Consider the following 25,004-nt stretch of genomic DNA (forward strand, 5'->3'; position numbering starts at 1 on the left):
GCCGGTCAGGACGTCGTGAGGACGCCCGGACCGGCCCCTTTCGCGTCCCTACTTGCCGACCGTGTTGGTCGCCCAGACGGCCTTGCCCGCCGACGTGTAGATGACGACGTTGCCGTCGCTCTGCACGCGGACGTAGGTGCCGCCCTTCCCGTTGGTCGCGGTCGACCACACGGCCTTGCCCGCGGACGTGTACTGGACGAGGTTCCCGTCCGACTGCATGCGCACGTACGCGGCTCCCTTGCCGGTGGTCTTGCTCGACCAGACGGCCCGCGCGGTGCTCGAGATGTTGTAGAGCACCAGGTTGCCGTCGGACTGCTGGATGAGCTTGTAGACCCCGTTGGGGGAGTAGAGCGCGGAGCCGTTGTAGAGCTTCGAGTCCGCGGACAGCCGGTCACCGAGCAGCGAGGTGACGGTGGCGGTCGAGGAGGACGTCTCCGACACCGTCGTGTAGCCGGTGCCCGACCCGGTCACCCGCACCACCAGGGTCTTCCCGATGTCCTTCTCGTTGACCGCGTAGGTGCTGCCGGTGGCCCCCGAGATGGCGGTGCCGTTGCGCAGCCACTGGTAGGACTTCGTGACCCCGGACGTCCAGCCCGTCGTGACCGCGGTGAGCGTGCTGCCCTGCTTCGCGGTGCCGCTGATGGTCGGGCGCGGGTGGTCCATCGGGAGGGAGGTCACGGTGGACGTCGGGCTCGAGGCCCGGGTCTCCGTGCGGTAGCCGGTCTCGACGCCGGTGACGGTCACGGCCAGCGTGTGCCCGATGTCGGCGCTGCCGAGCGCGTAGGTCTGCCCGGTGGCCCCCGACACCGCAGAACCGTCGCGCAGCCACTGGTAGTTGAGGGTCACGTCCTCGGGCGCCCAGGCCCCGGCCTCCGCGGTGAGGGTCTCGCCGTACTGAGCGGTGCCGGAGATCGTCGGCGTCGTCGCGGTAATCGAACCGGCCGTGACCGCCGAGGTGGGCTCGGAGGTGGTGGTCGTCTTCGCGTAACCGCTCTTCGTGCCGGTGACGGACACGGAGATCTGGGCATCGATGTCGGCCTGGCCGAGGACGTAGCTGGTGCCGGTCGCCCCGCTGATGGCGACGCCGTTGCGGAGCCACTGGTAGCCGAGGGCCACGGGAGCGGGCTCCCAGTCGCCGGCGTCGACCGTGAGCGTGGAGTCGACGACGGGCTCACCGGAGATGACCGGCGTCGGGGTCGCGTCCAGCGGAGTGCTGCTCGCGACCGCGGCCGTCGAGGCGGAGGTGAGGACGCTGCTGGTGTAGCCGCTCTTGGCGGCGGTCTCGCGCACGCTCAGCGTCTTGCCCTCCTGGGCGTCGGTGACGACGAACGTCGAGCCGGTGGCGCCCGTGATGGTCGCGCCGTTGGCCAGCCACTGGTAGCTCACGGTCGTGGGGGTGGGGCTCCACGCGGGGCGGCTCGCCGTCAGCGTCGAGCCGATGAGCGGCGTGCCGGTGATGGTGGGGGTGCCGGAGGTGGAGAAGGTGCCCGGGGCGACGGCGCCGGTTGTGTTCGAGGTGGCCGTCGCGGTGTTGTAGCCGGACCTCGACGCCGTCACGACCACCTTCATCGTCTTACCGACCTGCGAGGACGTGGGAGCGAAGGTGCTGCCGGTCGCCCCGCTCACAGCGGTGCCGCTCGCGTACCACTGGTACTTGAAGGTGAGGCTGCTCACCGACCAGGTGCCCGCGGTCGCGGTCAGCGTGGAGCCGACCTTGGCCGTGCCGCTGACCTTGGGTGCCGCCGTGCTGAACACGGCGAACTTCTTGGGCCGCAGGTAGCCCAGGAGTCCGGTCTTGGACAGGCTCATGTAGTGGGCGGGCCCGGGGTTCTGGCTGAAGATCGGGACGGACGATGCCGACCCGGTCGTCGTCGCGGTCACGATGGCGACGTGCCCGTAGTCGCTGTAGGTGTAGCCGGAGCTGTAGCCGCCCCAGACCGCGACGTCGCCCTTGCGGGCCGTGGACGTCTTGGCGATGCGGATGTAGCGGCTCTCCACGTCGGCACTGTTGGTGGTGGACCACAGGTCCTTGGCGCCGCCGGAGTACGCCATGCGCACGTAGGAACCGCCCACGACGTACTCGTGGTAGGCGTTGAACAGGTCGGTGCACTGGGCGCCGTAGGCACCGTCGATGTCGACGTACTTGTTGTTGTAGGTGGCGAAGAACGAGTCGATCGACATGGTCGAGCGTTCGGCCACGGCGGCCGAGGCGACATGTGCGCCCGAGAGCGCGGGAGCGATCGAGACAGCGGCGAGCAGCACCGTCAGGCGCGTGAGGGCGCGCCTGGCTCGACCGCTCCACGAGGTGGAGCGGAGCATGAGGGTTCTCCTGTGAACGGCCCTCTGGGGGAGGGCGTGGGGCTGACGATCGTCAGATGTCACAGACGGTAGGGACTGTGCTCGCTCGCGGCGAAGAAATGCGCCAATTCCATTTCCTGAAATAGTGTCATGAGGACAAGTCTTAGATGCTCGTCCCGCTATTTCAGGAACGATGGGAAAGTGCGACTAGCCGGATTCCCCGAAGGAATCCGGCTGTTCCAGGAATATGTGGTTGTGGTGCACCTCGGCCGGTGACGGAGCCGTGAGGCTCCGCCACCGGCTGCCCCGAGATGGGCAGTGAGGGGAGTCCACCCCGGGAGAGTGGAAGGGCGAGCGGGGCGGACCCCATGTCCACCCCGCCCGCCACGTCGGCGAGCCGGCCGCGGTGTGTGATCGGGCACCGCGGCCGGAGTGCCGCTGCGAGCCCATCCGGCTGTCCCCTACCGGGTGGGCGCTGCGAGCCTAGTGAGCACCTGTCGCCCTGTGACCCCGCATTTGTGAGGGGTGCGCCAGCATTGCGCCGCGTGTCAGGGGTTTCCGGAAACACCTGTAGCGCAGGGCCGCCCTGCGCGAGGATCTCCCCGTGAGGCATGGGGGGCTTCCGTGGGGTCATGCCCCGCGGACGGGCGCGGACAACAGGGTCACCGAGCGGGTCGAGCGGGGCCTGTCGATCGTCGCGATGACGCTGAGGGCGGTGCTCGCGGTCCAGATCGTGATCGCCGTGCCCGCCGGCTTCCGGGCTGCGACGCACCCCTGGGTCTACCTCCTGGTCTCCCTCGTGGTCCTCGGCCAGTGCCTGCTGCTCGTCGTGGAGAACGGCGTCCTCAAGACGCCCCTGCGCGGGCACTGGCAGTTCCCCGACCTCGCCCTCGGGCTCCTCGTCATCCCCGTCCTCGCGTGGGTGCTGCCCGCCTCCTACGCCGTGGGCAGCTGGGAGAACTGGGCGGGCGGCTACACCGTCGGCGTCGCCACCCTGCTCGCCACGTGGATGCGTCCCCGCCCCGCCGCCGTCTACGGCGTCCTGCTCTCGGCCTGCTACCTCGGCGTCGTCGGACCCCTCGGCATCACCACCTGGGCCACCGTCCTCGCCCAGGGCGCCACGTACCTGGGCCTGGCGATCCCGATGTCCCTGTTCGTCGCCTACGTCCGCGAGGCCGCCCACGCCGCCGACGACGCCCGTCGCGAGGCCGTCGAGGCCACCCGCGCCCTGGAGCTCGAGCGCTACCAGGTCACCGTCCACGACGCCGTCACCGTCCTCCGGCTCCTCGGCGACGACGCCACCCCCGCCGACCTCCGCGAGATGCTCCGTGCGCAGGCGCGCATGGAGTCGCGGCGGCTGCGCACCTACCTCCGCGGCCGCGCCGAGCCACTCACGCACCTGGGAGAGGGCCAAGGCCAGGGCGAGGGGGAGGGAGCGCAGGACGCCGGCCTGCCGGCCGAGTCCGCGACGGTGGCGAGTGCCGTCGAGAGCGCGCTGCACGGCTTCGAGGACCTCAACGTCGAGCTCGCGCTCATGCTCGGCGGCGACATCCCCATGCCCCTGGAGACGTGGGAGGTCACCTCGCGCGCCCTCACCGCCGTGCTGCACAACGTGCGCCTGCACGCGGACGCCGCCCGCGTCGTCATCCACGCCGACGAGCACCCCGTGGGCTGGGAGATCACCGTGACCGACGACGGCCGCGGGTTCGACCCCGCCGCCCGGGCCGAGGGCTTCGGCCTGCGCACGCAGGTGCGGGGAGCCGTGGCCCGGCACGGGGGAGAGGCCACGATCGAGAGCACGCCAGGGGTCGGGACGACGGTCACGCTGGTCGGTCCGGCGGCGGTGCTCGAGCGGCGCACGCCGTGACCGCGGTGCCGCCCGTCGTGCCCCGGGTGGTGGTCGTCGACGACAACACCGTGGTGCGCCGCGCGTTCGGCGTCGTGCACGAGGGGCTCGACGTCGTCGCCTCCCACGCGACCGTCGAGGAGTACCTCGCCGCGCCCGCCCCCTGCGACGTCGTCCTCCTCGACCTGCGGCTGCGCGGCGCGGGTGGGGCCGTGGGGCCGATGCAGGGCCGCCCGGCCATCCGCGCCCTGACCGACCTCGGCCGCCGGGTCTGCCTCTACACCGACGAGAGCCGCCCCCTGGTCCTCGCGCTGTGCCTGCGCAGCGGGGCGCACGGGGTGGCGCACAAGTCGGACCCGCCCGAGCTCGTCACCGAGGCCGTCCGCCGGGTGGCGCAGGGCGACGTCGTGGTCACGCCGTCCCTCGTCGAGCTGACCGAGGTGCTCGACCGCCGCGCCGCCCTCGACCTCACCGACCGCCAGCGCGACACCGTCGCCGGACGCGCCCGCGGCCGCTCGTGGCGCGACATCGCCCGGAGTCTGCACATCACCGAGAGCGTCGCCCGCGAGCACTACTCGGCGGCGTGCACGAAGCTGCGGGACTTCCTGCAGGGCGCGTCCGCCGCGGACATCGAGCGGGCGCTCGGGATCGGCCCGGACGACGTGCTGGGCGCGGGCTGACGGGTGTCGCACCCCGATCACCGGGGAGGCAGGAGGGTCACCTCCACCGACGACGCGTGTGGCCCGCCCCAGCACACGGTGTGCGTCGCGACGACGAAGTCGTCGGGGGTGGCGTCGACGGGGTCGACGAGTGACTGCGGGTTGCGGTCGAACCGGGGGAACGACGAGGAGGCGAGCTGGAGGCCCAGGCGGCTGCCGGGGGCGAGCTCGTGGGCCACGGTGCCCAGTGGCACGGTGAAGGTCTCGATGCGGTGCGGGGTGAGGGGAACGGCCTCGCCGCCGTGGCGGTAGCGGGCGCGCAGGATGCTCTCGGCGAGCTGCACGACGCTCCCGTCGGGGCGGGCCTCGACGAGCCGGCCGACCCAGTCGCAGTCCTCCGCGGTGGTGCTGGCGGACAGGTGGAGGGTGACGGGGCCGGCGAGCCTCAGCGGCTCGGCGAGCACCGGGCCGAGGACCTGGACGACGTCCGCCCTCTCGGCGAGGAACCCGACGTCCTTGGGGCCACTGGCGCGACCTGACAGGAGCCCGGGAAGGAAGGTCTGGCCGCCGACGCTCGGCACGGGGTCGGAGGGGTCGGCCTTCCACGAGGTCAGGCCCGAGCCTGGGCTGGGCTCGGTCGCCAGGCCGGAGCCGCCGACGAAGTGCCAGGTCTGCGTCCGGGCGGTGGGTGGGGGCCAGCTCTCGGCCTCGCACCACTCGTTGGCGCCGGTGACGAAGTAGGTGACGGGGGCGAGCGCGGGCTCGCGGCCGTCGAGGGCGGCGGAGAAGAACTCCAACTGTGCCCCGGGCAGGTCGAAGGCGCCGGCGTCCGCGGCGTAGCCGAGCCACTCCTCGCCTTGCCAGTCGGTGAGGTTGCCGTGCGACCAGGGCCCGAGCACGAGTCGCTGCGGTGCGGGGGAGAGGTCGCGCAGTCGCGCGTAGGTGCGTAGGGACGCCTCGCAGAACAGGTCGTGCTGGCCGACGATGTGCAGGCCGGCGGCGCGCACGTCGGCGGCGCGCTCGTCGGCCGAGTTGGCGGCCCAGAACTCGTCGGCGACGGGGTGGGCGAGCCACTCCTCCAGGTACGGGGCGACCTCGGCGGGCACGGCCGTGCGCAGGGGGAGGGCGGCCATCGCAGCGCGAGGGTCGCGCGCCATGGCGGCGAGGTGGGCGCGGACGGGGTGGCCGGCGGGCAGGCCGGCGTGGTCGGCGTCCGCGGGCCCCAGGGACTCCAGGATCCACAGCCAGAGGAAACCGAGCTGGAGGGCGCCGCCGGAGTAGGTCCAGCCGGAGTGGAAGTCGCCGGCGGTGAGCAGGGGGGCCATGGCCACGTGCCCCTCGGCGCCCTCGCCGGCGAGGAGCAGCTGGGTGGCGCCCACGTAGGAAGCGCCGTAGGTGGCGACCCGGCCATCGCTCCAGGGCTGCTCGCGCAGCCAGGCGACGGTGGCCGCGCCGTCCGCCGCTTCGTGCACGTAGGGGATGAAGTCGCCGTCGGAGCCGTAGCGGCCGCGGGTGTCCTGGACGACGAGGGCGAAGCCGCGCTCGAGGGCTCGCAGGTTGTCCATCCCGACGATGTACTGGCTGCCGAACGGGTCGGTGCGGCCGTAGGGGGTGCGCTGGAGCAGCACCGGGAACGGCCCGTCGCCGTCGGGCAGCCACACGTCGGCGCGCAGGGTGAGGCCTCCTGCGACGGGGACCTCGACCCCGTCCAGGATGCGGTGGACCCGCACGGCTCAGCTCTCGCGCACGAGGCCCTGCCGGACCCGGTCGAAGGCGACGGCCGCGATCAGGAGGATGCCGGTGGCGACCTGCTGCCACGAGGAGTCGACGTTCATCAGCGTCAGCCCGTTGGTGAGGACCCCGACGATGAGGAGGCCGAGCACGGTGCCGAGGATGCCGCCCTTGCCGCCGGACAGGCTGGTGCCGCCGAGGATGACGGCGGTGATGGCCGCGAGCTCGAGGCCGGTGCCGGTGGTGCCGGAGGTGGAGCCGACGAGTGAGGTGTTCATCAGCCCGCCCAGCCCCACGCAGAGGCCGGAGATGACGAACCCGAGGAAGAGCGTGCGGCCCACGGGCAGGCCGACGAGCCGGGCTGCCACGGCGTTCGCACCGACGGTGTAGAGGGAACGGCCGTAGACGGTGACGGCCAGCACGAGGGAGGCGAGCACGGCCGCGGCGAGGAAGACGTAGACGGTCACGGGGACGTTGAGGAACGGCCGTGCGATGCCCCAGCCGATGCCGTCGATGGCGATGTTCTGCCCGTGCCCGATGGCCAGGGTGAGGCCGCGGAAGACCGCCATCGTTCCGAGGGTGGTGATGAGGGCGTTCACTCCCACGACGGTGACGACGAACCCGTTGAGGACGCCGATGAGGATGCCGGTGAGGAGTGCGACCGGGACGGCGACGCCGAGCCCGTAGCGCGGGGCGAGCTCGGCCAGCACCAGGCCGGTGAAGGCGATGCCTGAGCCGACGGAGAGGTCCATCTGGCCCGCGACCAGCAGGAACGTCATGCCGCACGAGACGACGCCGACCACGGAGAGGGCGGTGAGGATGTTGGTCCAGTTGTCCCAGTTCAGGAAGTACGGGGAGCGGGCTGAGAAGAACGCGACCTCGAGGAGCAGGAACGCGACGAGGGCGGCGCTGCTGGGCACGCGGAAGCCGCGCTTGCGGGTGGCCGACCCGGGCTCCGGGGTGCCGGCCGTGGGCGGCGGGGGAGCGGACGCGCCCCCGGTTGCTCCGCTGGCCGCGCCGCCTGTGGGGGAGGCGTGGATCGTGGTGGGCTCAGACATGGACGGCTCCTCCTGCGGACGAGGTGAGGGCGTCGACGGTGACCTCGTCACCCTCGAGGCGTGCCGCGACTCGTCCGTGGACGAGCACGCAGGCCTGGTCGGCGACCGCGACGACGTCCTCGTAGTCCGAGGTCGCGATCACGACGGCGTGGCCGTCGTCGGCGAGGCGCCGGACGGCCTGGTAGATCTCCTGGCGGGCGCCGACGTCGACGCCGCGGGTGGGCTCGACGAGCACCAGGTGGCTGGTGCCGGCCTCGAGCCAGCGGGCGAGCAGCACCTTCTGCTGGTTGCCGCCCGAGAGCGTCCCGATGGACTGGTTCGGGTCGTTGCGGGAGCGGATGTGCAGCCGGTCGTGCCAGCGCCGGTAGGCGGCGCCCTCGACCGCGCGGTTCAGCAGGCCGCCGCGGGACAGGCGGCTCCAGCTGGGCGCTGCCACGTTCTCCCCGAGTGAGCGGCCGGTGATGATCGCCTGGTCCTTGCGGTCGGGCGGCAGGAACCCGATCCCGTGCCGGATCGCCTCGTGCGGGGAGCGCAGGCGCACCTCGTGCCCGTCGACGACGACGGCTCCGGCGGTGAGCGGGCGCAGGCCGAAGAGCGCCTCGGCGGCCTCACCGACGCCGCTGCCGACCTTCCCGTAGAGGGCGAGGACGCGGCCCCCGACCGCCTCGGCGTCGAGGTCGGTGAACCCGTCGGCGCTGGCGCCGTGCAGGGCGAGCGAGGAGGTGCGAGCTGTGGAGGGGGCTGCGTGCGAGGGCGCAGTGCCGCGCAGGCGCACCGACTCGACCCCGCGGCCGACCATCGCCGTGACCACCGTGGGGGTGTCGACGTCGGCGACGGGGGCGGTGAGCGAGACGCGTCCGTCGCGCAGCACGCTCACGACGTCCGCCATCGCGAAGACCTCGTCGAGGCGGTGCGTGATGTAGATGATCGCGACGCCGCGGGCCCGGAGCCGGTCGATGAGCGTGAACAGCCGCCGAGTCTCGCTGTCGGAGAGTGCGGCGGTGGGCTCGTCGAGGATGAGGCAGCGGCTCTCCCCGGCCAGGGCGCGGGCGATCTCGACGATCTGCCGCTCGCCCAGACGCAGGCCGGAGACGGGGGCGTCGAGGTCGAGGTCGGAGCCCAGGTCGTCCAGGACACTGCGGGCGGTCGCCCGCATCCGGCTGCGACTGATCACCCCGGCCCGACGCGGCCAGGCGCCGAGGCAGACGTTCTCAGCCACGCTGAGCGTCCCGGCGTCCGCGATCTCCTGGTTGATCAAGCGGATGCCGAGCGCCCGGGAGGCCGCGACCTTGCCGAGCCTGGCCGGGCGGCCGTCGACGAGCACCTCGCCGGCGTCGGCGTGGTGGTCGCCGGCCAGGATGCGCACGAGCGTGGACTTGCCCGCGCCGTTCTCCCCGAGGAGGGCCACGACGCTGCCGCGGCCCACCTCGAGATCGACACCGTGGAGGACCTCCACGGGGCCGAACGACTTGTGCACACCCCGGACCGAGAGGAACGCCCCGGACGGGGCCCCGCCGCCTGACTCGGCGGGGCCCCGGGCGTGCGACCCGGGCTGACTTCCGGGCTGACTTCCGGGCTGACTTCCGGGCTGGTCGGCGTTCAGCACGAGTAGTCCGGGTAGTACTCGCTGGCGTTGTCGGCGTCGACCCACTCGTGCTGCACGAGGAGCTCCTCGGGGATGTCCTCGCCCTTCATGGCCTTGATCAGGTACGGCACCAGGAGCTGGCCGTACTTCTCGGGGAAGTAGGCGACCGAGCCGAGCCAGTGAGGGGCGTCGTAGATGGTGCAGTTGTCCGGGTTGAAGTTCTGCACGCCGAGGTAGAGGTCGTCCTCGCGGCCCTGGGTGCGGGCGGCAGCCAGGGCGCCGAGGATGACGTCCTCGTTGATGCCGACGACGATGACCTTGTCCGCGCCCGGGAGAGCGGTGAGAGTGTCGGTGACGTTGGTCTGGGCCTCGTCGGCCTGGCCGCCGGCGCCGGTGTCGATCTTCTTGAGGTCGTGGATGGTGCCGCACACGGACTCGAAGCCCTTGCGGATGCCGCCCATGCGCAGGTCGTTGACCTCGCCCACGGCGTAGGACTCCAGGGAGACGAAGGCGTCGTACTCGCAGTCGAAGTTGTCGTAGAAGTACTTCCCGACGTTGTAGCCGACGAGCTCGCCGGCGTACTCGTTGGCAGCGCCGACGAACGAGGTCTGGCACGGTCCCTGGTCGATGTCGACGGCCATGACGGGCACGTCGGGGCCGGCGTCGCAGATGCGGGGCGCGGCGTTGGTGTCGGCCTGGAAGGTGATGAGCCCGTCGACGCCCTGGACCTTGAACTGCTTGGCGCAGTCGAGCGCCTTGGCGGCGTCGCCCTGGGAGTCGCAGGTGACGAGCGTGGCGCCGGCCCGCTTCACCTCCTCCTCGACGCTGGCCTGCACGTCCTGCGGGAAGCCCACGGAGAGGTTGAGCTGGGTGAAGCCGATGGTGAGGCCGTCGCCGCTGCCTGGGGTCGCCTCGACGAAGTCGGTGACCCCGGACGGCGGGGTGGGCGGCTGCGCGTCGGCCCCGGCCCCGCCCTCGCCGACACCGGTGGTGGCGCTGTCGGAGGTGCTGGCGCAGCCGGTGGCGACGAGGAGCGCGGCGACGGAGAGCAGCGCCAAGGCGGTGGTTCGGGTGCGGCGCCGGCGGGGGCTCGTGAGCGAGCGGGCGGGTCGTGCGGTCATGGGGTGGAGTCCTTTCTCCGGTCCTCGGCGCCCGCCGGGTGGCGGCCCGGTGGGTGCCCACGGCGGGCGAGGGGTCCTCGTCGGCCGCGAAGTCCGGCGGTGTCCCGCCGACATCGCAGAGCCTCACAGTGATCGGTGCCACACTTCTTCCGCCGAACGGCGGATTTCCTCCGCCAGGCGGCGGCCCGCCGCGCGGCGGTCCAGATGTCAGGGTGGCTGTGCCGCACCGCGGCCCCGACCCCACAAGAGCCAAGGAGCCCCCGGTGACCTCCGACTCCCCGCCCCTCCCCACCCGCCGACCCGTCGCGCCCCCGCTGGACCCGGAGGCCTCGGCCGCGCTGGCCACCCAGCCCCCACGCCAGCACACCGAGGACATGGCGACGTTCGTCTCCCGACTACGCGGGGCCGACTCGTTCGAGGCCAGCGATGAAGAACTCGCTCTCGGCGGCCGGTACCGATTGCGCGAGGTGACAACGACGTGCCCGGACGGGCATGCCCTGAGGCTGCTGGTAGCGGAGCCTGCTTCCATCGACTGGCCCAGGCCGGCGCTCTACTACGTACATACGGGCGGGATGGTCAGTGGTACGCCGAAGACCGGGCTGCTCGATGTCTTGACGATGGCTGACGAGGTCGGTGGCGTCGTCGTGTCGGTCGACTACCGGCTCGCACCGGAGAATCCGGACCCGACACCGGTGGAGGACACCTATGCGGGCCTCTGCGCCACGTTCGAGCTAGCCGCCCCGCTCGGCATCGACCCGGAGCGCGTCGTGATGGTCGGCGCGAGCGCCGGGGGCGGACTGGCCGCCGGGGCGGCGCTGCTCGCCCGGGACCGGGGCGGCCCTGTGGCCGCCGCCCTCATGCTCCTCAATCCCATGCTCGACGATAGGAGCGACACGTTCTCGGCAGAGCAGATGGTCGACGTCGACCCGTGGGACCGCGATGCCAACGTCTGGGCGTGGCGCGCCCTGCTGGGTGACCGTGCTGCCGGAGCTGAGGTGTCCGAGGCGAGCGCGCCCGGCCGTGCCACCGACTTGGCCGGCCTGCCCCAGGTGCTCGTCTGCGTGGGAAGTGTGGAGACCTTTCGGGACGAGTCGGTGCGATTCGCACAACGCATCTGGGAGGCCGGAGGGGCCGCCGAGCTCCGCGTGTGGCCGGGCGGATTCCACGGGTACGAGTTCGTCGCGCCCCACTCCAGGCTCGCGCAGGAGACCTGGGCAGCAAGACGCTCCTGGTTGCGTCGCGTACTGGCCGAGTGAGGAAGAAGAGATGCATCAACTGGCAGGACGTCTGACAGCGCTCGACCCGGATGCGGGGGAGGCGCTCCGCGTCATTCCCTACTTCGACGAGCTGCTGAACCAGCGAGCAGGTCTCGAGAGCGTCGTCCGCGGCATCGCCGTGCTGAGCGGCGCGCCCGCACGATTGATCACCGAGGGGCGACGGCTGCCGTTGAGGGTGCTTCCCGACGGCCGCCGCGACGACGTCGTCACCGGACCCGACGACGCCTGGCAGCAGGTCTCCTCGGCGGACGGCGGCATCGTGTTGTGTCTGGAGCGGCCCGGGCCGTCCGGCCCCGTCGACGCCATGGTCCTCGAGCGTGGCCTCCAGGCAGTGCGGACGGTGCACGAGCGGACCCATGGCCGCTACCGAGCGCCCGGTGATCGAGCCGGCGAGCTGCACGAGGTCCTCACCGACCCGGACGCTGGCGCTGTCTCCCGAGCGCACGCGGCGCGCCAGCTGGGCCTCGCCACGGACCAGCTCGTGCGGGTCGTCTGCCCGCTGGGTGGCACGGCGCGGGTCGTCGCAGTCGTCCCCACGATGGCCGGGGCGGACGTCGCCGCGACGGCGGTGCCAGGGGAGCGGTGCGGTGTCGGGCCGGTGGTGCCGGTCGAGCGGGCACCGGAGTCGGCCCGCGACGCCCGCCTGGCCCTGCGGCTCACGGCTCCGGGGACGGCCGCAGAGCCGGGCTCCCGGGTGGTCGTCGTAGACGACCTGGGCGCCGCGATCGCCATCGCCGCCTCCTTCGACGCCACCCCGGCGTGGCGGGAGCACCCCGACCTGGCCGCCGTCCGCGCCGCCGCCGCGCACGCGGCTTGGGTGCCCGGCACCCTCTCGGCCGTCGCCTCCACCGACAGCTTGCGCTCGGCGGCCGCCGCCCTCGTCGTCCACCACTCCACGCTGCAGAAGAGGCTCGCCACCCTGGAGAAGCTGCTCGCCTGGGACGTGCTCTCGACCCACGGCCGGTTCCGGCTGCAGGTCGCGCTGATGCTGCTCAGGTTGGACGACACCCGGGACTGACGCTCGAGGCGTTAGTCGCGCCCGTAGATGTCGCGGGTGTAGACGCGGTCGTCCACGTCCTCCAGGTCCTCGTGTCGCCGGTTGGCGATGATGACGTCGGACCGCTTCTTGAACTCGTCGAGGTCGTTGACGACCTCGGAGTTGAAGAACGCCTCCTCCTCGAACGTCGGCTCGTGCACGATCACCTCGACGCCCTTGGCCTTGAGCCGCTTCATCACGCCCTGGATGGAGGACATCCGGAAGTTGTCGGAGCCCTCCTTCATCACCAGGCGATAGACGCCGACGGTCTGCGGGCGCCGGCGCAGGATATCGGCGGCGATGAAGTCCTTCCGGGTCGTGTTCGCGTCGACGATGGCGCCGATGAGGTTCTGCGGCACGTCGGCGTAGTTCGCCATGAGCTGCTTGGTGTCCTTGGGCAGGCAGTAGCCGCCATAGCCGAAGCTCGGGTTGTTGTAGTGCGAACCGATCCGCGGGTCGAGGCCGACACCTTCGATGATTTGGGACGTCGAGAGGCCGTGGGTGGCGGCGTAGGAGTCGAGCTCGTTGAAGTAGGCGACCCGCAGGGCGAGGTAGGTGTTGGCGAAGAGCTTGATCGCCTCGGCTTCCGCGGAGTCCACGAGAAGGACAGGCACGTCGGACTCAGCGCTTCCCTCCACGAGGAGGTCTGCGAAGCGCTTGCCGTCCTCTCCTCGGTCGCCGACGACGATCCGGGACGGGTGGAGGTTGTCGTAGAGCGCGCGTCCTTCCCGGAGGAACTCGGGGCTGAAGATGATGTGGGCCCCGAGGTGCTCGCCGCGCATCCGGGCAGTGAAGCCGACCGGGACCGTCGACTTGATGACGATGACCGCCGTGGGGTTGACGGCGCGGACCGCCTTGATGACCGACTCCACCGACGCCGTGTTGAAGTAGTGGGTCTCCGGGTCGTAGTCCGTGGGGGTCGCCACGACGACGAACTTCGCGCCCGCGTACGCCGACTCCCCGTCGGTCGTCGCTCGAAGGCGGAGATCTGCCTCATCGAGGAACTGGCTCAGGTCGCGGTCGAGGACCGGGGAGGCGCCGCGGTTGATCATCGCGACGCGCGCCTCCTCGACGTCCACCGCCCACACGTCGTGGTGCTGGGCGAGGAGGACGGCGTTCGACATGCCTACGTACCCGAGGCCGACGACAGCGATCTTCATGACAGGACGCTAAGCGGGCGGTGCGCCCCCAACGGGACCTGTGGCCCAACGTTTGCCCAATGTTCGGCAGAGACCGGCGTCACACGGCTACCCATTCTTGGCGAAGCCAGACGGGCAGATCCGTGAGCGAGTGCGGAAGACACGCCACCTCGCCGCTACAGTGACCCTTGCTTCCCAACAGGAGAGGTCCACCAAGCATGCCCGACACCCACGCCGACTACCGGCTGAGTCAGCTCGACCAGCTGGAGGCGGAGTCGATCCACATCATCCGTGAGGTCGCCGCCGAGTTCGAGAAGCCCGTCCTGATGTTCTCGGGCGGCAAGGACTCGATCGTCATGCTCCGCCTCGCGGAGAAGGCGTTCTACCCGGCCAAGATCCCCTTCCCGATCCTCCAGGTCGACACCGGCCTCGACTTCCCCGAGGTCATGCACACGCGTGACAACTGGGTGAACCGTCTGGGCCTGAACCTGGTGGTCGCCAGCATCGACGACGCCATCGCCCAGGGCGTGGTGGTGGACGACGGCAAGACCAGCCGCAACCGCATGCAGATCGGGACGCTGCTGAACGCGATCGAGGAGAACGGCTTCACCGCCGCCTTCGGTGGCGGTCGCCGCGACGAGGAGAAGGCCCGCGCCAAGGAGCGCGTCTACTCCCACCGCGACGAGTTCGGCCAGTGGGACCCGAAGAACCAGCGCCCCGAGCTGTGGAGCCTGTACAACGGCCGCCTCCACGAGGGCGAGCACATGCGGATCTTCCCGATCTCGAACTGGACCGAGCTGGACGTCTGGTCCTACATCGCCCGCGAGGGCATCGAGATCCCGAGCATCTACTTCAGCCACCAGCGCCGCGTCTTCGAGCGCAACGGCATGCTGATGACGGAGACCCCGCTCAACCCCTGCAAGGACGGCGAGGTCGCCGAGGAGCGCACCGTCCGCTTCCGTACCTGCGGTGACATCACCCTGACCGGCTGCGTGGAGTCCACGGCCAGCACGGTCGAGGAGATCATCGAGGAGACCGCGGTGGCCCGCGTGACCGAGCGCGGCGCGACCCGCGGCGACGACAAGTTCTCCGAGGCCGCCATGGAGGACCGCAAGAAGGAGGGCTACTTCTGATGGCCGACGAGACCAACGAGAACCTCACCTCGCACATGGACCTGCTGCGCTTTGCGACCGCGGGCTCCGTGGACGACGGCAAGTCGACCCTCATCGGGCGCCTCCTGCTCGACTCCAAGTCGATCTTCGAGGACCAGCTCGAGGCCGTGGAGACGACCTCCAAGGGCAAGGGCTACGACTACACCGACCTCGCGCTGCTGACCGACGGTCTGCGGTCCGAGCGCGAGCAGGGCATCACCATCGACGTGGCCTACCGCTACTTCGCGACGCCCAAGCGCAAGTTCATCATCGCCGACACCCCGGGCCACGTGCAGTACACCCGGAACATGGTCACCGGCGCCTCCACCGCCGACCTCGGCCTCGTGCTCGTCGACGCCCGCCAGGGCCTCACCGAGCAGTCCCGCCGGCACGCGGTGATCCTCTCGCTGCTCCGCGTCCCGCACCTCGTGCTCGCGGTCAACAAGATGGACCTGGTCGACTTCGACGAGGCCACCTTCACCAAGATCCACGACGAGTTCACGCAGTTCGCGACGAAGCTCTCGATCCCGGACCTCCAGGTCATCCCGATCTCGGCGCTCGCCGGCGACAACGTGGTGAACCGCAGCGAGAACATGGACTGGTACTCCGGTCCGACGCTCATGCACCACCTCGAGAACGTCCACGTCGCCTCGGACCGGGACCTCATCGACGCGCGCTTCCCCGTCCAGTACGTCGTGCGCCCGAAGAGCGACGAGTTCCACGACTACCGCGGCTACGCCGGCCAGGTGGCCGGTGGCGTGCTGAAGCCGGGCGACGAGGTCGTCGTGCTGCCGAGCGGCATGACCTCCAAGATCGCGGGCATCGACCTGTTCGACCAGGAGATCTCCGAGGCCTACCCGCCCATGTCGGTGACGGTCCGCCTCGAGGACGACGTGGACGTCTCCCGCGGCGACATGATCGCCCGCGTGAAGAACGCTCCGGCCCCGTCGCAGGACATCGATGCCATGGTCTGCTGGATGACGACGACGCCGCTGAAGCCGCGTCAGAAGCTCGCCATCAAGCACACCACCCGCACGGCCCGCGCCATGGTGAAGGACATCCAGTATCGCCTGGACGTCAACACCCTGCACCGCGACCAGGAGACGAAGGAGCTCGGAGTCAACGAGATCGGCCGCGTGCAGCTGCGCACCACCGTTCCGCTGCTGAGCGACCCGTACTCCCGAAACCGGACCACCGGCTCCTTCATCCTGATCGACGAAGCCACGGGTGTCACGGTCGCGGCGGGAATGATCCTCAGCTGATTTGGAACGTGAGGAAAGAGTTGACTCTCTAGCCAGGGCCCTCGTCTGGTATGCAGTCTCATACCTAATTTCCATAGGTGGCTACGTGGTCATCATGGCAGTTACGGCGAGGGCCCTGGCGAGGGGCGACTTTGCTCAGTTCGTCGCATCGGTGAGTATCGGGGCGTTTCTGGGACAAATCGGCTGTGTTGGCACCCAACGAACAGTTCTCCGCAACCTGGCAAGCGGGAACCGGGACGACCCGCTTCAGTTTGCAAGCGACGTTCGCAATGCATCCATAGATATATCCACCGCTGTATTCGTCTTCCTTCCTGCAACCGCTCTCTTGGGCTCCTTCGGCCTAAGTTTCCTAATCGGCCAAGGTGCAAGGCCGACCGATATGGCGGCCACGGCGCTCATTGTGTGGCTTTCTGGCGTTCAACAATTGACCGCCGCGACACTCAGGGGTTTGAGACGCACTCGAATGGCGGGACTTCTTGAGGGCCGATCAGGCGGGGGACTGGTCGCAATAACTCAAGCCGCGGGCCTATTCGCTGCGCTCCTTGCCGCAGGAGGGTTTGGACTCGATGCGGCTCTCTGGCTAGTGGCACTTGGATACTTTGTGCCCGTGGCCTTCGGGACTGTTTACGCGAATCGGATTTGGAAAAAGCAGGGTCTCCAGATTTCTGTTAAATTAGCGCCGAGTGTGCTGAAGAAGAACTTTCCGATGGCAGCGTCTACAGGCTTAATTCAGGCAAACGGAAATCTTGACGTCTGGATTGCTTCGTTGGCCCTCTCGGGCGATCAGGGCGCATATTTTGCAGCCGCTGCACGCTTGGCCTTCCTGGTCAATATCCCATTGACGTCCGTGCAAACCATAATATCGCCCATGCTTGCCAGATTATATGCGCGCGGTGAACGAACGATCCTGACCAGAGTTTGCCGAACGGCAAGCACTGTGTCCTTGGCCGGTTCATCTTTCTTATGGGTGCCTATGTTGGCTGTTCCCGGCTCCCTACTGTCGATTGCTTATGGAACTGACTACAAGACCGCTTCAATTCCACTAGTGATACTTGCGTTGGGCGCCGCGGCAAACGTTGCAGCCGGCCCGTGCGGTGCTCTCATGACCATGTCGGGACGAGAAAAGCAGCTGGCAATACTTATGGCGATTGCTGTGTGTGCTCGACTGACTATTGCGGTCGCCGTTGTGCCCTTAGACAGCAGTATCGTCCTGGCTTTGACCTCCGCTGCGGTAACAACTCTCCTCTTCATAAGCATTGCCACGGTCGCTTACAAGGGTCTAGGAATCCGAACTTGGCCGACTTTGCATCCCGAGGTCAAATTAGTAGCTAAGATGTCTGCTTGACGGCTGCCCTACCAGAGGAGATGGCGCATTTGCGGGTCCTGCACTTCACCGATGCGTACGTGGGTGGCGTGGGCAGCGCCATCGACGCATACATCGCCCACACGCCAGATTTTGATCACTTCGGGCTCATCGATTCTCGAGGCGCGCCGCTACGCATTGCCCCGGGCTTCTCCCGCTCGGCTAGATTGCAGTCGAGTCCTGCTACCTGGTTCCGACAGTTGAGTTCCGTGGTGCGGAACTGGGAAATAGATGTGATTCACGCTCATTCCAGCCGCGCCGGGTTCGTCGCGCGATCAAGAAACCTAGGGGTTCCCACTGTCTATTCCCCTCACTGCTTCGCCTTCGAACGCCTCGACATATCTCGATATACCAGATGGACTTTCCGCATGGTCGAGGCACAACTCGCACCCAGAACGACGGTTCTTGCTGCTTGCTCACTTGGCGAGCGGGCTATCGCTAGCGATATGGGTTTTCCTCGAACCACATATATCCCCAATGTCAGTAGCCAAGAATTTGAATACTGCGAAGATCAACCCTCTCAGGGCGCCGGGAACCATGTCTGTTCGGTGGGTAGAATAAGCCCGCAAAAGGGACCTGAATTCTTTTCAGCTGTATCCACATTGGCCGGTCCAGCAGCTGCCATCGACTTTACGTGGGTCGGTGGGGGCGGGGCAGCAGCTGAGTCTTCGTTAATCGCGGCTGGTGCATCCGTTACCGGTTGGTTATCACGAGGAGAAGTCTCTAATCGTCTCGCACAGGCGACAGTTTATCTTCACTGCGCCGCATGGGAAGGCTTTCCAATCTCCATACTGGAGGCAGTATCTTTGGGGCGACCCGTAGTCGCACGAAAGATATCCGCCATGATGGGGATGCCGCGACGGTGGCTCGCCGAGGATCCTCGTCAGGCCCTAAGGCTGATAGGGGAACTGATTCAGGACGCAGGTCTCCGGGAGCAGAATGTGCGCGAATGGACAGTCGCACTTGCAGCGAACAGTTCGGGCGCTCAACGTGACGCCTTATATCATACCTACCGTATAGCACTTGGCGAATCGGAATGATTATCGCATGTCTGATTTTCTTGATGTTGCTATCTGTCCTTTATGCCGTAAGCGCAAGATCCAGCAGTGACCTCATAGCAATAACCATTTTGGTCTTTCTAGTCTATTACGGTTTCCGTGCCATCCTGATAGCCACAGGACTGGACAGCCCAAGTCCAGACTACCTCTTTGCCGTCGGTACATACGAGGCGGCGTACGTTCGCACTATATTTGGGATAAGTCTGTTCGTCAGCGCTCTAGTAGCATTCTCCCAGTTTGGAAGCGTTCTTGCCCCACGGCAGGGGACTTTGGGATTTCGCAAAGATCGATATAGCGTAGCTTCTTTGGGGAGATTGGCCGGCTTGTTGACCACCATGTCGGTGACCATAGGTGCTTTGCTGCTAATCAAGTACGGCAGCTTCGGCGGCGTGGTCGTCGCTGCTAAGGTAGGCAAGGAATTTGCTGGCCTGGGCTTCATTCGCATACCTGCCGTTCTTGGCGCAATAACCTCTCTGGCCGCGTTTCAGGACTCCAGGATCGCTGGCGACCGACGTCGTGCGGCGTGGTTCTTCCTGCTAGCGATCGTTAATTCAGCGGTGGTCTTCATGTGGGGCCAGCGATCCATTGCAGTAATTCCTGTTGCTGTTCTATTGATCGCTTCACCAAAAGTGACCATGTTTGGGAGCAAGCGCGTCCCTCTCGCGCGCATGATTTTGGCGGGCGTTTCGGTTGTTTCCGTGGCTTTATCCTTGAGATATTTACGTGACAGCTTCACCAGCAATGGTTCCCAATCGAGTTTTTCGGAGCAAAATGTATGGAGGCAGATTTCCCAAGCAGTCAACGGGGTGTACTTTGATTCATCTCTCTTGGCCTTTAGGGACTGGCCAAAGATCCACATGTTCCGGCAAGGTGAGGACTTCATCGCTGGTTTGCTGGGGCCAGTCCCCAGGTTGCTTTGGCCAGAAAAGCCGGTACCGAACCTCGGTGTTTGGTTTCGGCAGGTTTATGAGCCACAGGCTCTCAATGGATGGCCCGTTGGTTCCGTCGGGGACTGGTATCTCAATTTTGGGTTCTTGGGCATAGTTGTCGGCGGCGCATTTTCAGGAATTCTAATTGGAGTCTTGAATTCAAACTTCCGCAATGCGGGTTCGCAGGGGATAAACCAGGTCGCAATTTTTGTCTATGCTCTCTATATTTTTCCGCAAGGAATCACGGCGAATTCACCTCTGCAAGCTGTAGCTTGGGGGGTGCCTTTATGGCTTACAATGAAGTTTCTTCCGCCACTTAGATCTACGCAAGAAACGTTACAGGAGGGTGTTGAGCGGTGAGAGTTCCAAACTTCTCGGTTGTGGGGGCGGCTCGTTCGGGTACGACAGGTATAGTGAATGCTTTGCGTGCCCATCCTGACGTATTCATGTGCGAGCCAAAGGAGCCTCACTACTTTGCTTTTCACGGAAAAAGTCTAGATTTCACCGGCCCCGGTGATGAGCAGAACATGAATAAGCGCGCTGTAGTTGAGCGCCAGAAGTTCCTAAGTCTGTTTGATGGCGCCCCGTCAGATGTGGTGGCCCTCGGCGAAGGTAGCGTTAGTAGCCTCTACTATTCTCAAGAATCTATTCAGGAGATGCTTGAAATCAATCCTGAGTACAGGGCTGTGATCGTTCTGCGAGATCCCGCGGAACGATCGTTCTCTGCCTATCAGTACTTGAAGGCGCGCGGTTTCGAAGATGCCAGTACATTCAGGGAGGCGCTGGCCCTCGAAGATTGGCGGGTTGAGGCAAACTATCATCACTTATGGCATTACCGACGGATGTCTCTCTACGCCTCAGATGTCAAGGCATACCTGGAAGCATTCGGCGGTGACCGGGTTCTGATCCTGTTCCAAGAGGATGTTGAAGCGGACTTGGGTGCGGCGATGACTGCTCTGTGCAGATTCCTGGGACTTAGAGAGGTTGACCTCCAGGTTTCAACTGAGAGAGTGAATGCGTCCGGTGTCGCCCGCTCTAAGTTAATTGGCCAGACCCTTGGCGGGATATCTCGCGTAGGCTTCGTTCGTGATCTGGTTCGGCGGCTCACATCGTTTGAGTTCCGGGAGCGGGTGAGAAATCGGGTGCTGCGTCGGACATCCATCGAACCCGAGGACCGTGCGTTTCTGGCTTCATATTTCGAGAGTGATCTTGAAGAACTCGGTAGCACGTTTTCGCGTTACGGAATTGCGAGGCCGATGTGGATTGGCAGGATATGAGAATTCTGCAACTTCATTCGCGGCACTCTTCGGTTGGTGGGGCAGATAGGGTTGTCTCCACCGAAGCCACAGCGCTGATTCGTGGCGGAATGGAAGTGAAGCAATACTTGACGACACCAGTGTCTGTTGCAGGCGGCAGGTTTGCGCCTGCCGTCGAGGCAATCTGGAATCGTGATGCACAGCGTGAAGTCGATGAGAAGATCCGGGATTGGCAACCGGACGTAGTTCATCTCCACACCCCTTTCCCAGGCTTATCTTTGGCTCCGATCCGGACTGCGCGAAGTCACGGAGTGCCGGTGGTTTGGACGATGCACAGCTTCCGATCCACGTGCGTGGCGGGAACGCTTATCCGTGACGGCAGAGAGTGTCGTGAGTGCGTAGGGTCTTCTTCTAAGCTTCCAGCGGTCCTTCACGGGTGTTACCACCAAAGTCGACTTCGGTCCGCTGTGATGGCCAGTGGCCTCGCCATCCATAGAGCTGTTCGAACAGTCCCGGACCTCGTGGACCTGTATCTGCCCCTCACTGAGGGGGCTGGTCGGATTTTGGGGGCTGACGGCGTGCCCAGTTCGAAGATTCGCGTGAAACCAAATTTTCTCCTCGATCGGACTGTGCCAGTTGTGCCGACTCCCAGTTCATCGCCATATGTCGTGTTTGCCGGCCGCCTGGTTCCCGAGAAGGGCGTCGACACACTTATCGCTGCCGCCCGTAAGCTCCGGGAATCGGGGAATTCGCTTCGCATTGTGGTCGCTGGTGATGGTCCGCTCGCCGATGTCGTCTTGGCGGCCGAGTCATCTGGGCTTGTTGAATACATGGGATGGCTAGATGAGGAGGGGTTGCTCTCGCTGATGGCGGGCGCTCACGCCCTTGTCCTGCCTTCGTTGTGGCCCGAGGGGATGCCCATTTCGGCGCTTCAGGCACTTTCTGTGGGGACGCCTGTCGTGTATGCAGGTCACGAGAACCTGCATGATGTCATCGGATCGAGCGCGGGCGCGGCGTTTGGCGTTGGAGATGAGGGTGATCTGGCTGGATGCTTGTCGAGACTCGACCAATTGGACTTGATGCGTCAACATGCGTACGACCGATTTGCGAGCTTGTATTCTGAGTCTGTGGGCTTGTCGAATCTTCTTGAAGCTTACGAGACTGTCACGCGCCGATAAGTTGCTGGTGGACCTGTCGTATCGGGTTAATTCCTCGTTTGTAGTGGTGTTGTGTCCTTCAGTGGCGTGATGATGGCGGGGATGTCGTCCCGAGCTGCGTCGGGTTGGTCGTAGACGCTGTGCAGCATCGCTTTCTCTGTCGGCTACATGTTCTTCGTCGTCGCCGCCATCAGGTTCGCGGCGTAGTGGGTACGGCACCGCGGCCACGTCGCCCTGGGCAGATTGACTGTGCTCGCTTCGACCAGGCCAGCGTGAGCGTCGGTGGTCACCAGTCGCACTCCGTGTGGACTCACGGCCATGCCACGGGCTACGAGCTGGATTCAGGGTTCGGCGAAGATCTCGTTCCAGGCCAGCGCGACTTCTGCCGTGGCGACACGCATTGGAGGACCTCGCTGTGCCCGTCAGCTGAGTATTTGCCCTGGTGAGAGCCGGTGGGTATCGCGATTGAGCGCCACCGGTTAGTGACTTCGGGCGCCGGGTGGTGGTGCCGGTGAGCGCCACCCTCGGTGACTGGCCGCCGCAGGATCCGGGGCCGGCCGGGGTGACGCTCACCAGCGGGTCTCAGGCGCGGTTGGTGTGTTCGCGCATGTTGGTGCTGCCGGTCTCGATCCAGATGGTGTTGTGGACGATGCGGTCCATGATGGCGTCGGCGTAGACCCCGGAGCCGAGTCGCTGGTGCCAGTCCTTCTTGGCGTACTGGGTGCAGAACACGGTCGAGGTGGTGTCGTAGCGACGTTCGAGGAGCTCGAGCAGCATGCTGCGGATCTCGTCGGTGGGCGGGTCGAGCAGCCATTCGTCCAGGACGAGGAGGGTGAAGGCGGCGTACTTGCGGAGCCACTTCTCCTTCCCGGCCGGCTTGTCCCGGGCGGCGGCCCAGGACTCCTCGAGGTCGGGCAGGCGGATGTAGTGCGCGCGGTAGCGGTGCTGGCAGGCCTGCTTGGCCAAGGCCGAGCCCAGGTAGGACTTCCCGGAACCGGTGAAGCCTTGGAACACGACGTTCTGGCCCCGGGTGATGAACGCGCAGGTGGCGAGTTGGGCGATGACGCCGCGGTCCAGGCCGCGTTGCTCGAGCATGTCCAGGCGTCGTAGGTCGGCGTCTGCGTAGCGCAGTCCGGCGCGGCGGATGAGGCCGTCGACCTTGGCGTGGGTGAACGCGGCGTGGGCGTCGTCGACGGCGAGCTTGAGGCGTTCCTCGAAGACCATCCCCAGGGTCAAGGTGTCGTCCTGGGCTTCGAGGGCATCAACGAGGCTGCCCACGCCCATCTCACGCAGCTTCCGCTTGGACTCGGTGTCGACCCGGCTCACGCCTCCTCACCCCCACCCGTGCCCGTGCTGGTGCCCGTGCTGGTACTCGGGCTGGTGATGTCGGTCGCGTAGTAGTCGGCCCCGCGAACGTACCCGCCGGCCTGCCCGCTGGCCTGTCCGCTGCCCTGGCCGCTGGTCGGTGCCGGCGCGGTCTGCTCGCAGTCCTGCTGGCGGTCTAGGTGCCGGTCCTGCCGGTTCCGGTGTGGCTGGTCTTGGCCGGTGTCGAGGATGGGTCGTAGGTGGGCGTAGCGGGGTGACCTGATGGCCCTCAGAGCGATGCCGGCGGCTGCTTCGAGGCGGTCGTGGGAGTAGCGGCGTGAGAGCCGCAGGACCGCGAGGGCGGCGTCGAGTCCTTGCTCGTCGATGGCCACGGACTCGAAGATCCGGTTGACCACGGTGGTGGTGTCGGCCCCGATCCGTGCGGCCCACTCCCGTACCCGGGTGGCGTCCCACGGCTGGTAGGTCCCGCCGTGTGGCAGGTGGACCTGATGGGTGCGGTAGTCGTTGACGACGCCGGGTGGGGCCAGGACGTGGGAGGCGATCCGCTGCTGCCCGGCGTGGACCTCGAGCGTGGTGTCGGTGACCCGCAGGTCCACGCTGGTCCCGATGTGGGTGTAGGGCACGGAGTAGAAGTTCTTCTCGTACACCACGTGCGCGTTCTTCTGGACCCGCCGCCGGTAGACCCACGTGGCGATCTCGTAGGGCACCACCGGTAGGGGCCGCAGCAGCGGCTGTTCCTCGGCGGTGAACACGCCCAGCCGCGACACGGGGCGTTTCTGGAACGGCTCGGCGTTGAACGCCTCGACCCGCTCATAGACCGCTGCACGCAGGGCTGCGAGGGTGGCGTACTGCTCCCCGCGTAGGGCCGCGATGACCGCGGTGGCGATGTTCCCCACGGTCCCCTCGACCGAGGCCTTGTCCTTGGGCTTCTTCACCCGCCCCGGCAGGACCGCGGCGGAGTAGTGCGCGGCGAGCTCGCGGTAGGCGTCGTTGAGGACGACCTCTCCTTCGCGGGGGTGGGCGATCACGCCGGTCTTGAGGTTGTCCGACACGATCCGGGGCACCGACCCGCCCAGAGCGGTGAACATCGCGACGTGCGCCCGCAGCCAGGTGTCCTGCCGCATGTCCAGGCACGGCTCGACGAAGGCGTACCGGGAGAACGGCAACGTGGCGACGAACAGGTACACCCGCGCCGCCGGTAGGGCCGTGAGCGGGTCGGACAGTGTCATCGTCTTGCCTGACCAGTCGACCTCGATCGCCTGGCCGGCCTTGTGCCCGACCCGTGATGCGGCGCCGGTGATGAGGACGTGGTGGGCGTAGTTCTTGCAGAAGCGGTCATAGCCCATCGCCGGCGCGCCGGTGGCGTGGCAGGTGTCGCGGTACTCCCCGTGCAGCAGCTTCAGCGTCACCCCGACCCGGGCGAGCTCACGGTGGACCTGGCCCCAGTCGGGCTGAGCGTGGACGCTGACGTGCTCGCCGCGGCCGGGGAACAACCGCTCGTACACGGCCTGCTCGTCGAGGTCCTCGACATCGCTCCACGACAGGCCTTCACGGTCAGCGGCGTCGATGACCGCTGCCACCGAGTGCCGCGACATGCCCTGCGCGGCGATGGCTCGCCCGGAGAACCCTTCCGCGCGAAGACGCAGCACCAACTTCGCCTTGATCTTGCGTACCATCCGAAATCACTCCTTCTGCCGCGTGATTGGCCACGCGGAAGAAGGACCCTAGAAGTGGCGCTGACCAGCAATAATC

General features: G+C 67.0%; 18 protein-coding genes and 1 pseudogene. 10 read left to right on the forward strand and 9 right to left on the reverse strand.

The genetic code is table 11. The annotated features are described in order from the left end of the window. Window positions 1-48: 48 nt before the first annotated feature. On the reverse strand, window positions 49-2,319 hold the full coding sequence (locus E8D37_RS17960; RefSeq protein ID WP_136571181.1) for a CHAP domain-containing protein: 2,271 nt from the start codon (window positions 2,317-2,319) through the stop codon (window positions 49-51). Between the two features lie 583 nt (window positions 2,320-2,902). On the opposite strand from E8D37_RS17960, the gene E8D37_RS17965 reads away from it, so the two are divergent. Together E8D37_RS17965 and E8D37_RS17970 are read left to right on the forward strand one after the other, a co-directional pair. Then, entirely contained in the window at window positions 2,903-4,165 is a 1,263-nt protein-coding gene (locus E8D37_RS17965; protein WP_136571182.1) for an ATP-binding protein, read from the forward strand. After that, on the forward strand, window positions 4,162-4,824 hold the full coding sequence (locus E8D37_RS17970; protein WP_136571183.1) for a response regulator transcription factor: 663 nt from the start codon (window positions 4,162-4,164) through the stop codon (window positions 4,822-4,824). The genes E8D37_RS17965 and E8D37_RS17970 overlap by 4 nt, the downstream gene beginning before the upstream one ends. Window positions 4,825-4,841: 17 nt before the next feature. Here E8D37_RS17970 and E8D37_RS17975 read toward each other — a convergent pair whose 3' ends face one another. From E8D37_RS17975 to E8D37_RS17990, 4 genes are all read right to left on the reverse strand, one after another. Continuing rightward, window positions 4,842-6,533, reverse strand: coding sequence for a CocE/NonD family hydrolase (locus E8D37_RS17975; RefSeq protein ID WP_136571184.1), 1,692 nt, complete (start codon window positions 6,531-6,533; stop codon window positions 4,842-4,844). A 3-nt stretch (window positions 6,534-6,536) separates the two neighbouring features. Continuing rightward, complete coding sequence (locus E8D37_RS20655; protein ID WP_136571185.1) at window positions 6,537-7,592, reverse strand: ABC transporter permease; 1,056 nt, start codon at window positions 7,590-7,592, stop codon at window positions 6,537-6,539. Continuing rightward, complete coding sequence (locus E8D37_RS17985; protein ID WP_206055839.1) at window positions 7,585-9,048, reverse strand: sugar ABC transporter ATP-binding protein; 1,464 nt, start codon at window positions 9,046-9,048, stop codon at window positions 7,585-7,587. The genes E8D37_RS20655 and E8D37_RS17985 overlap by 8 nt, the downstream gene beginning before the upstream one ends. A gap of 143 nt (window positions 9,049-9,191) precedes the next feature. Then, complete coding sequence (locus E8D37_RS17990) at window positions 9,192-10,298, reverse strand: sugar ABC transporter substrate-binding protein (RefSeq protein WP_206055840.1); 1,107 nt, start codon at window positions 10,296-10,298, stop codon at window positions 9,192-9,194. 263 nt (window positions 10,299-10,561) lie between these two features. Between E8D37_RS17990 and E8D37_RS17995 the strand changes: the two genes are divergently transcribed. Then, window positions 10,562-11,554 (forward strand): alpha/beta hydrolase fold domain-containing protein, encoded by a 993-nt coding sequence (locus E8D37_RS17995; RefSeq protein ID WP_206055841.1) that lies wholly within the window; start codon window positions 10,562-10,564, stop codon window positions 11,552-11,554. 10 nt (window positions 11,555-11,564) lie between these two features. Then, window positions 11,565-12,593, forward strand: coding sequence for a helix-turn-helix domain-containing protein (locus E8D37_RS18000; RefSeq protein ID WP_136571186.1), 1,029 nt, complete (start codon window positions 11,565-11,567; stop codon window positions 12,591-12,593). An 11-nt stretch (window positions 12,594-12,604) separates the two neighbouring features. On the opposite strand, the gene E8D37_RS18005 is transcribed toward E8D37_RS18000, so the two are convergent. Next, window positions 12,605-13,771, reverse strand: a complete 1,167-nt coding sequence (locus tag E8D37_RS18005) for a nucleotide sugar dehydrogenase (protein WP_136571187.1) — start codon at window positions 13,769-13,771, stop codon at window positions 12,605-12,607. A gap of 197 nt (window positions 13,772-13,968) precedes the next feature. Here E8D37_RS18005 and cysD point away from each other — a divergent pair, with 197 nt between their 5' ends. The 6 genes from cysD (at window position 13,969) to E8D37_RS18040 (ending at window position 21,947) form a co-directional block, all read left to right on the forward strand. Beyond that, window positions 13,969-14,883, forward strand: a complete 915-nt coding sequence (gene cysD, locus E8D37_RS18010) for a sulfate adenylyltransferase subunit CysD (protein WP_136571188.1) — start codon at window positions 13,969-13,971, stop codon at window positions 14,881-14,883. After that, a complete protein-coding gene (cysN, locus tag E8D37_RS18015; protein WP_240770536.1) occupies window positions 14,883-16,163 on the forward strand; it encodes a sulfate adenylyltransferase subunit CysN in 1,281 nt (426 codons plus the stop codon). The genes cysD and cysN overlap by 1 nt, the downstream gene beginning before the upstream one ends. Window positions 16,164-16,248: 85 nt before the next feature. Continuing rightward, window positions 16,249-17,508: a hypothetical protein gene (locus tag E8D37_RS18020; RefSeq protein ID WP_136571189.1), complete on the forward strand. Its 1,260-nt coding sequence runs from the start codon at window positions 16,249-16,251 to the stop codon at window positions 17,506-17,508. A gap of 1,018 nt (window positions 17,509-18,526) precedes the next feature. Beyond that, window positions 18,527-19,873, forward strand: a complete 1,347-nt coding sequence (locus E8D37_RS18030; RefSeq protein WP_276606512.1) for an O-antigen polymerase — start codon at window positions 18,527-18,529, stop codon at window positions 19,871-19,873. 20 nt (window positions 19,874-19,893) lie between these two features. Next, the gene (locus tag E8D37_RS18035; protein WP_276606513.1) at window positions 19,894-20,790 is read left to right on the forward strand and encodes a sulfotransferase; all 897 of its coding nucleotides are present in this window, start codon (window positions 19,894-19,896) and stop codon (window positions 20,788-20,790) included. Beyond that, the gene (locus tag E8D37_RS18040) at window positions 20,787-21,947 is read left to right on the forward strand and encodes a glycosyltransferase family 4 protein (protein ID WP_276606514.1); all 1,161 of its coding nucleotides are present in this window, start codon (window positions 20,787-20,789) and stop codon (window positions 21,945-21,947) included. Before E8D37_RS18035 ends, E8D37_RS18040 begins: the two co-directional genes overlap by 4 nt. 146 nt (window positions 21,948-22,093) lie before the next feature. On the opposite strand, the pseudogene E8D37_RS20475 reads toward E8D37_RS18040, so the two are convergent. From E8D37_RS20475 to istA, 3 genes and pseudogenes are all read right to left on the reverse strand, one after another. Next, window positions 22,094-22,356 (reverse strand): annotated as a pseudogene (locus E8D37_RS20475) (transposase); the annotation flags it as partial. A 152-nt stretch (window positions 22,357-22,508) separates the two neighbouring features. Beyond that, entirely contained in the window at window positions 22,509-23,252 is a 744-nt protein-coding gene (locus E8D37_RS18050) for an ATP-binding protein (protein WP_136571194.1), read from the reverse strand. Continuing rightward, a complete protein-coding gene (gene istA / locus E8D37_RS18055; protein ID WP_240770537.1) occupies window positions 23,249-24,928 on the reverse strand; it encodes an IS21 family transposase in 1,680 nt (559 codons plus the stop codon). Before istA ends, E8D37_RS18050 begins: the two co-directional genes overlap by 4 nt. Window positions 24,929-25,004 lie beyond the last annotated feature (76 nt).

The organism is Nocardioides sp. GY 10127 (genome assembly GCF_004919085.1).
Lineage (GTDB): Bacteria > Actinomycetota > Actinomycetes > Propionibacteriales > Nocardioidaceae > Nocardioides.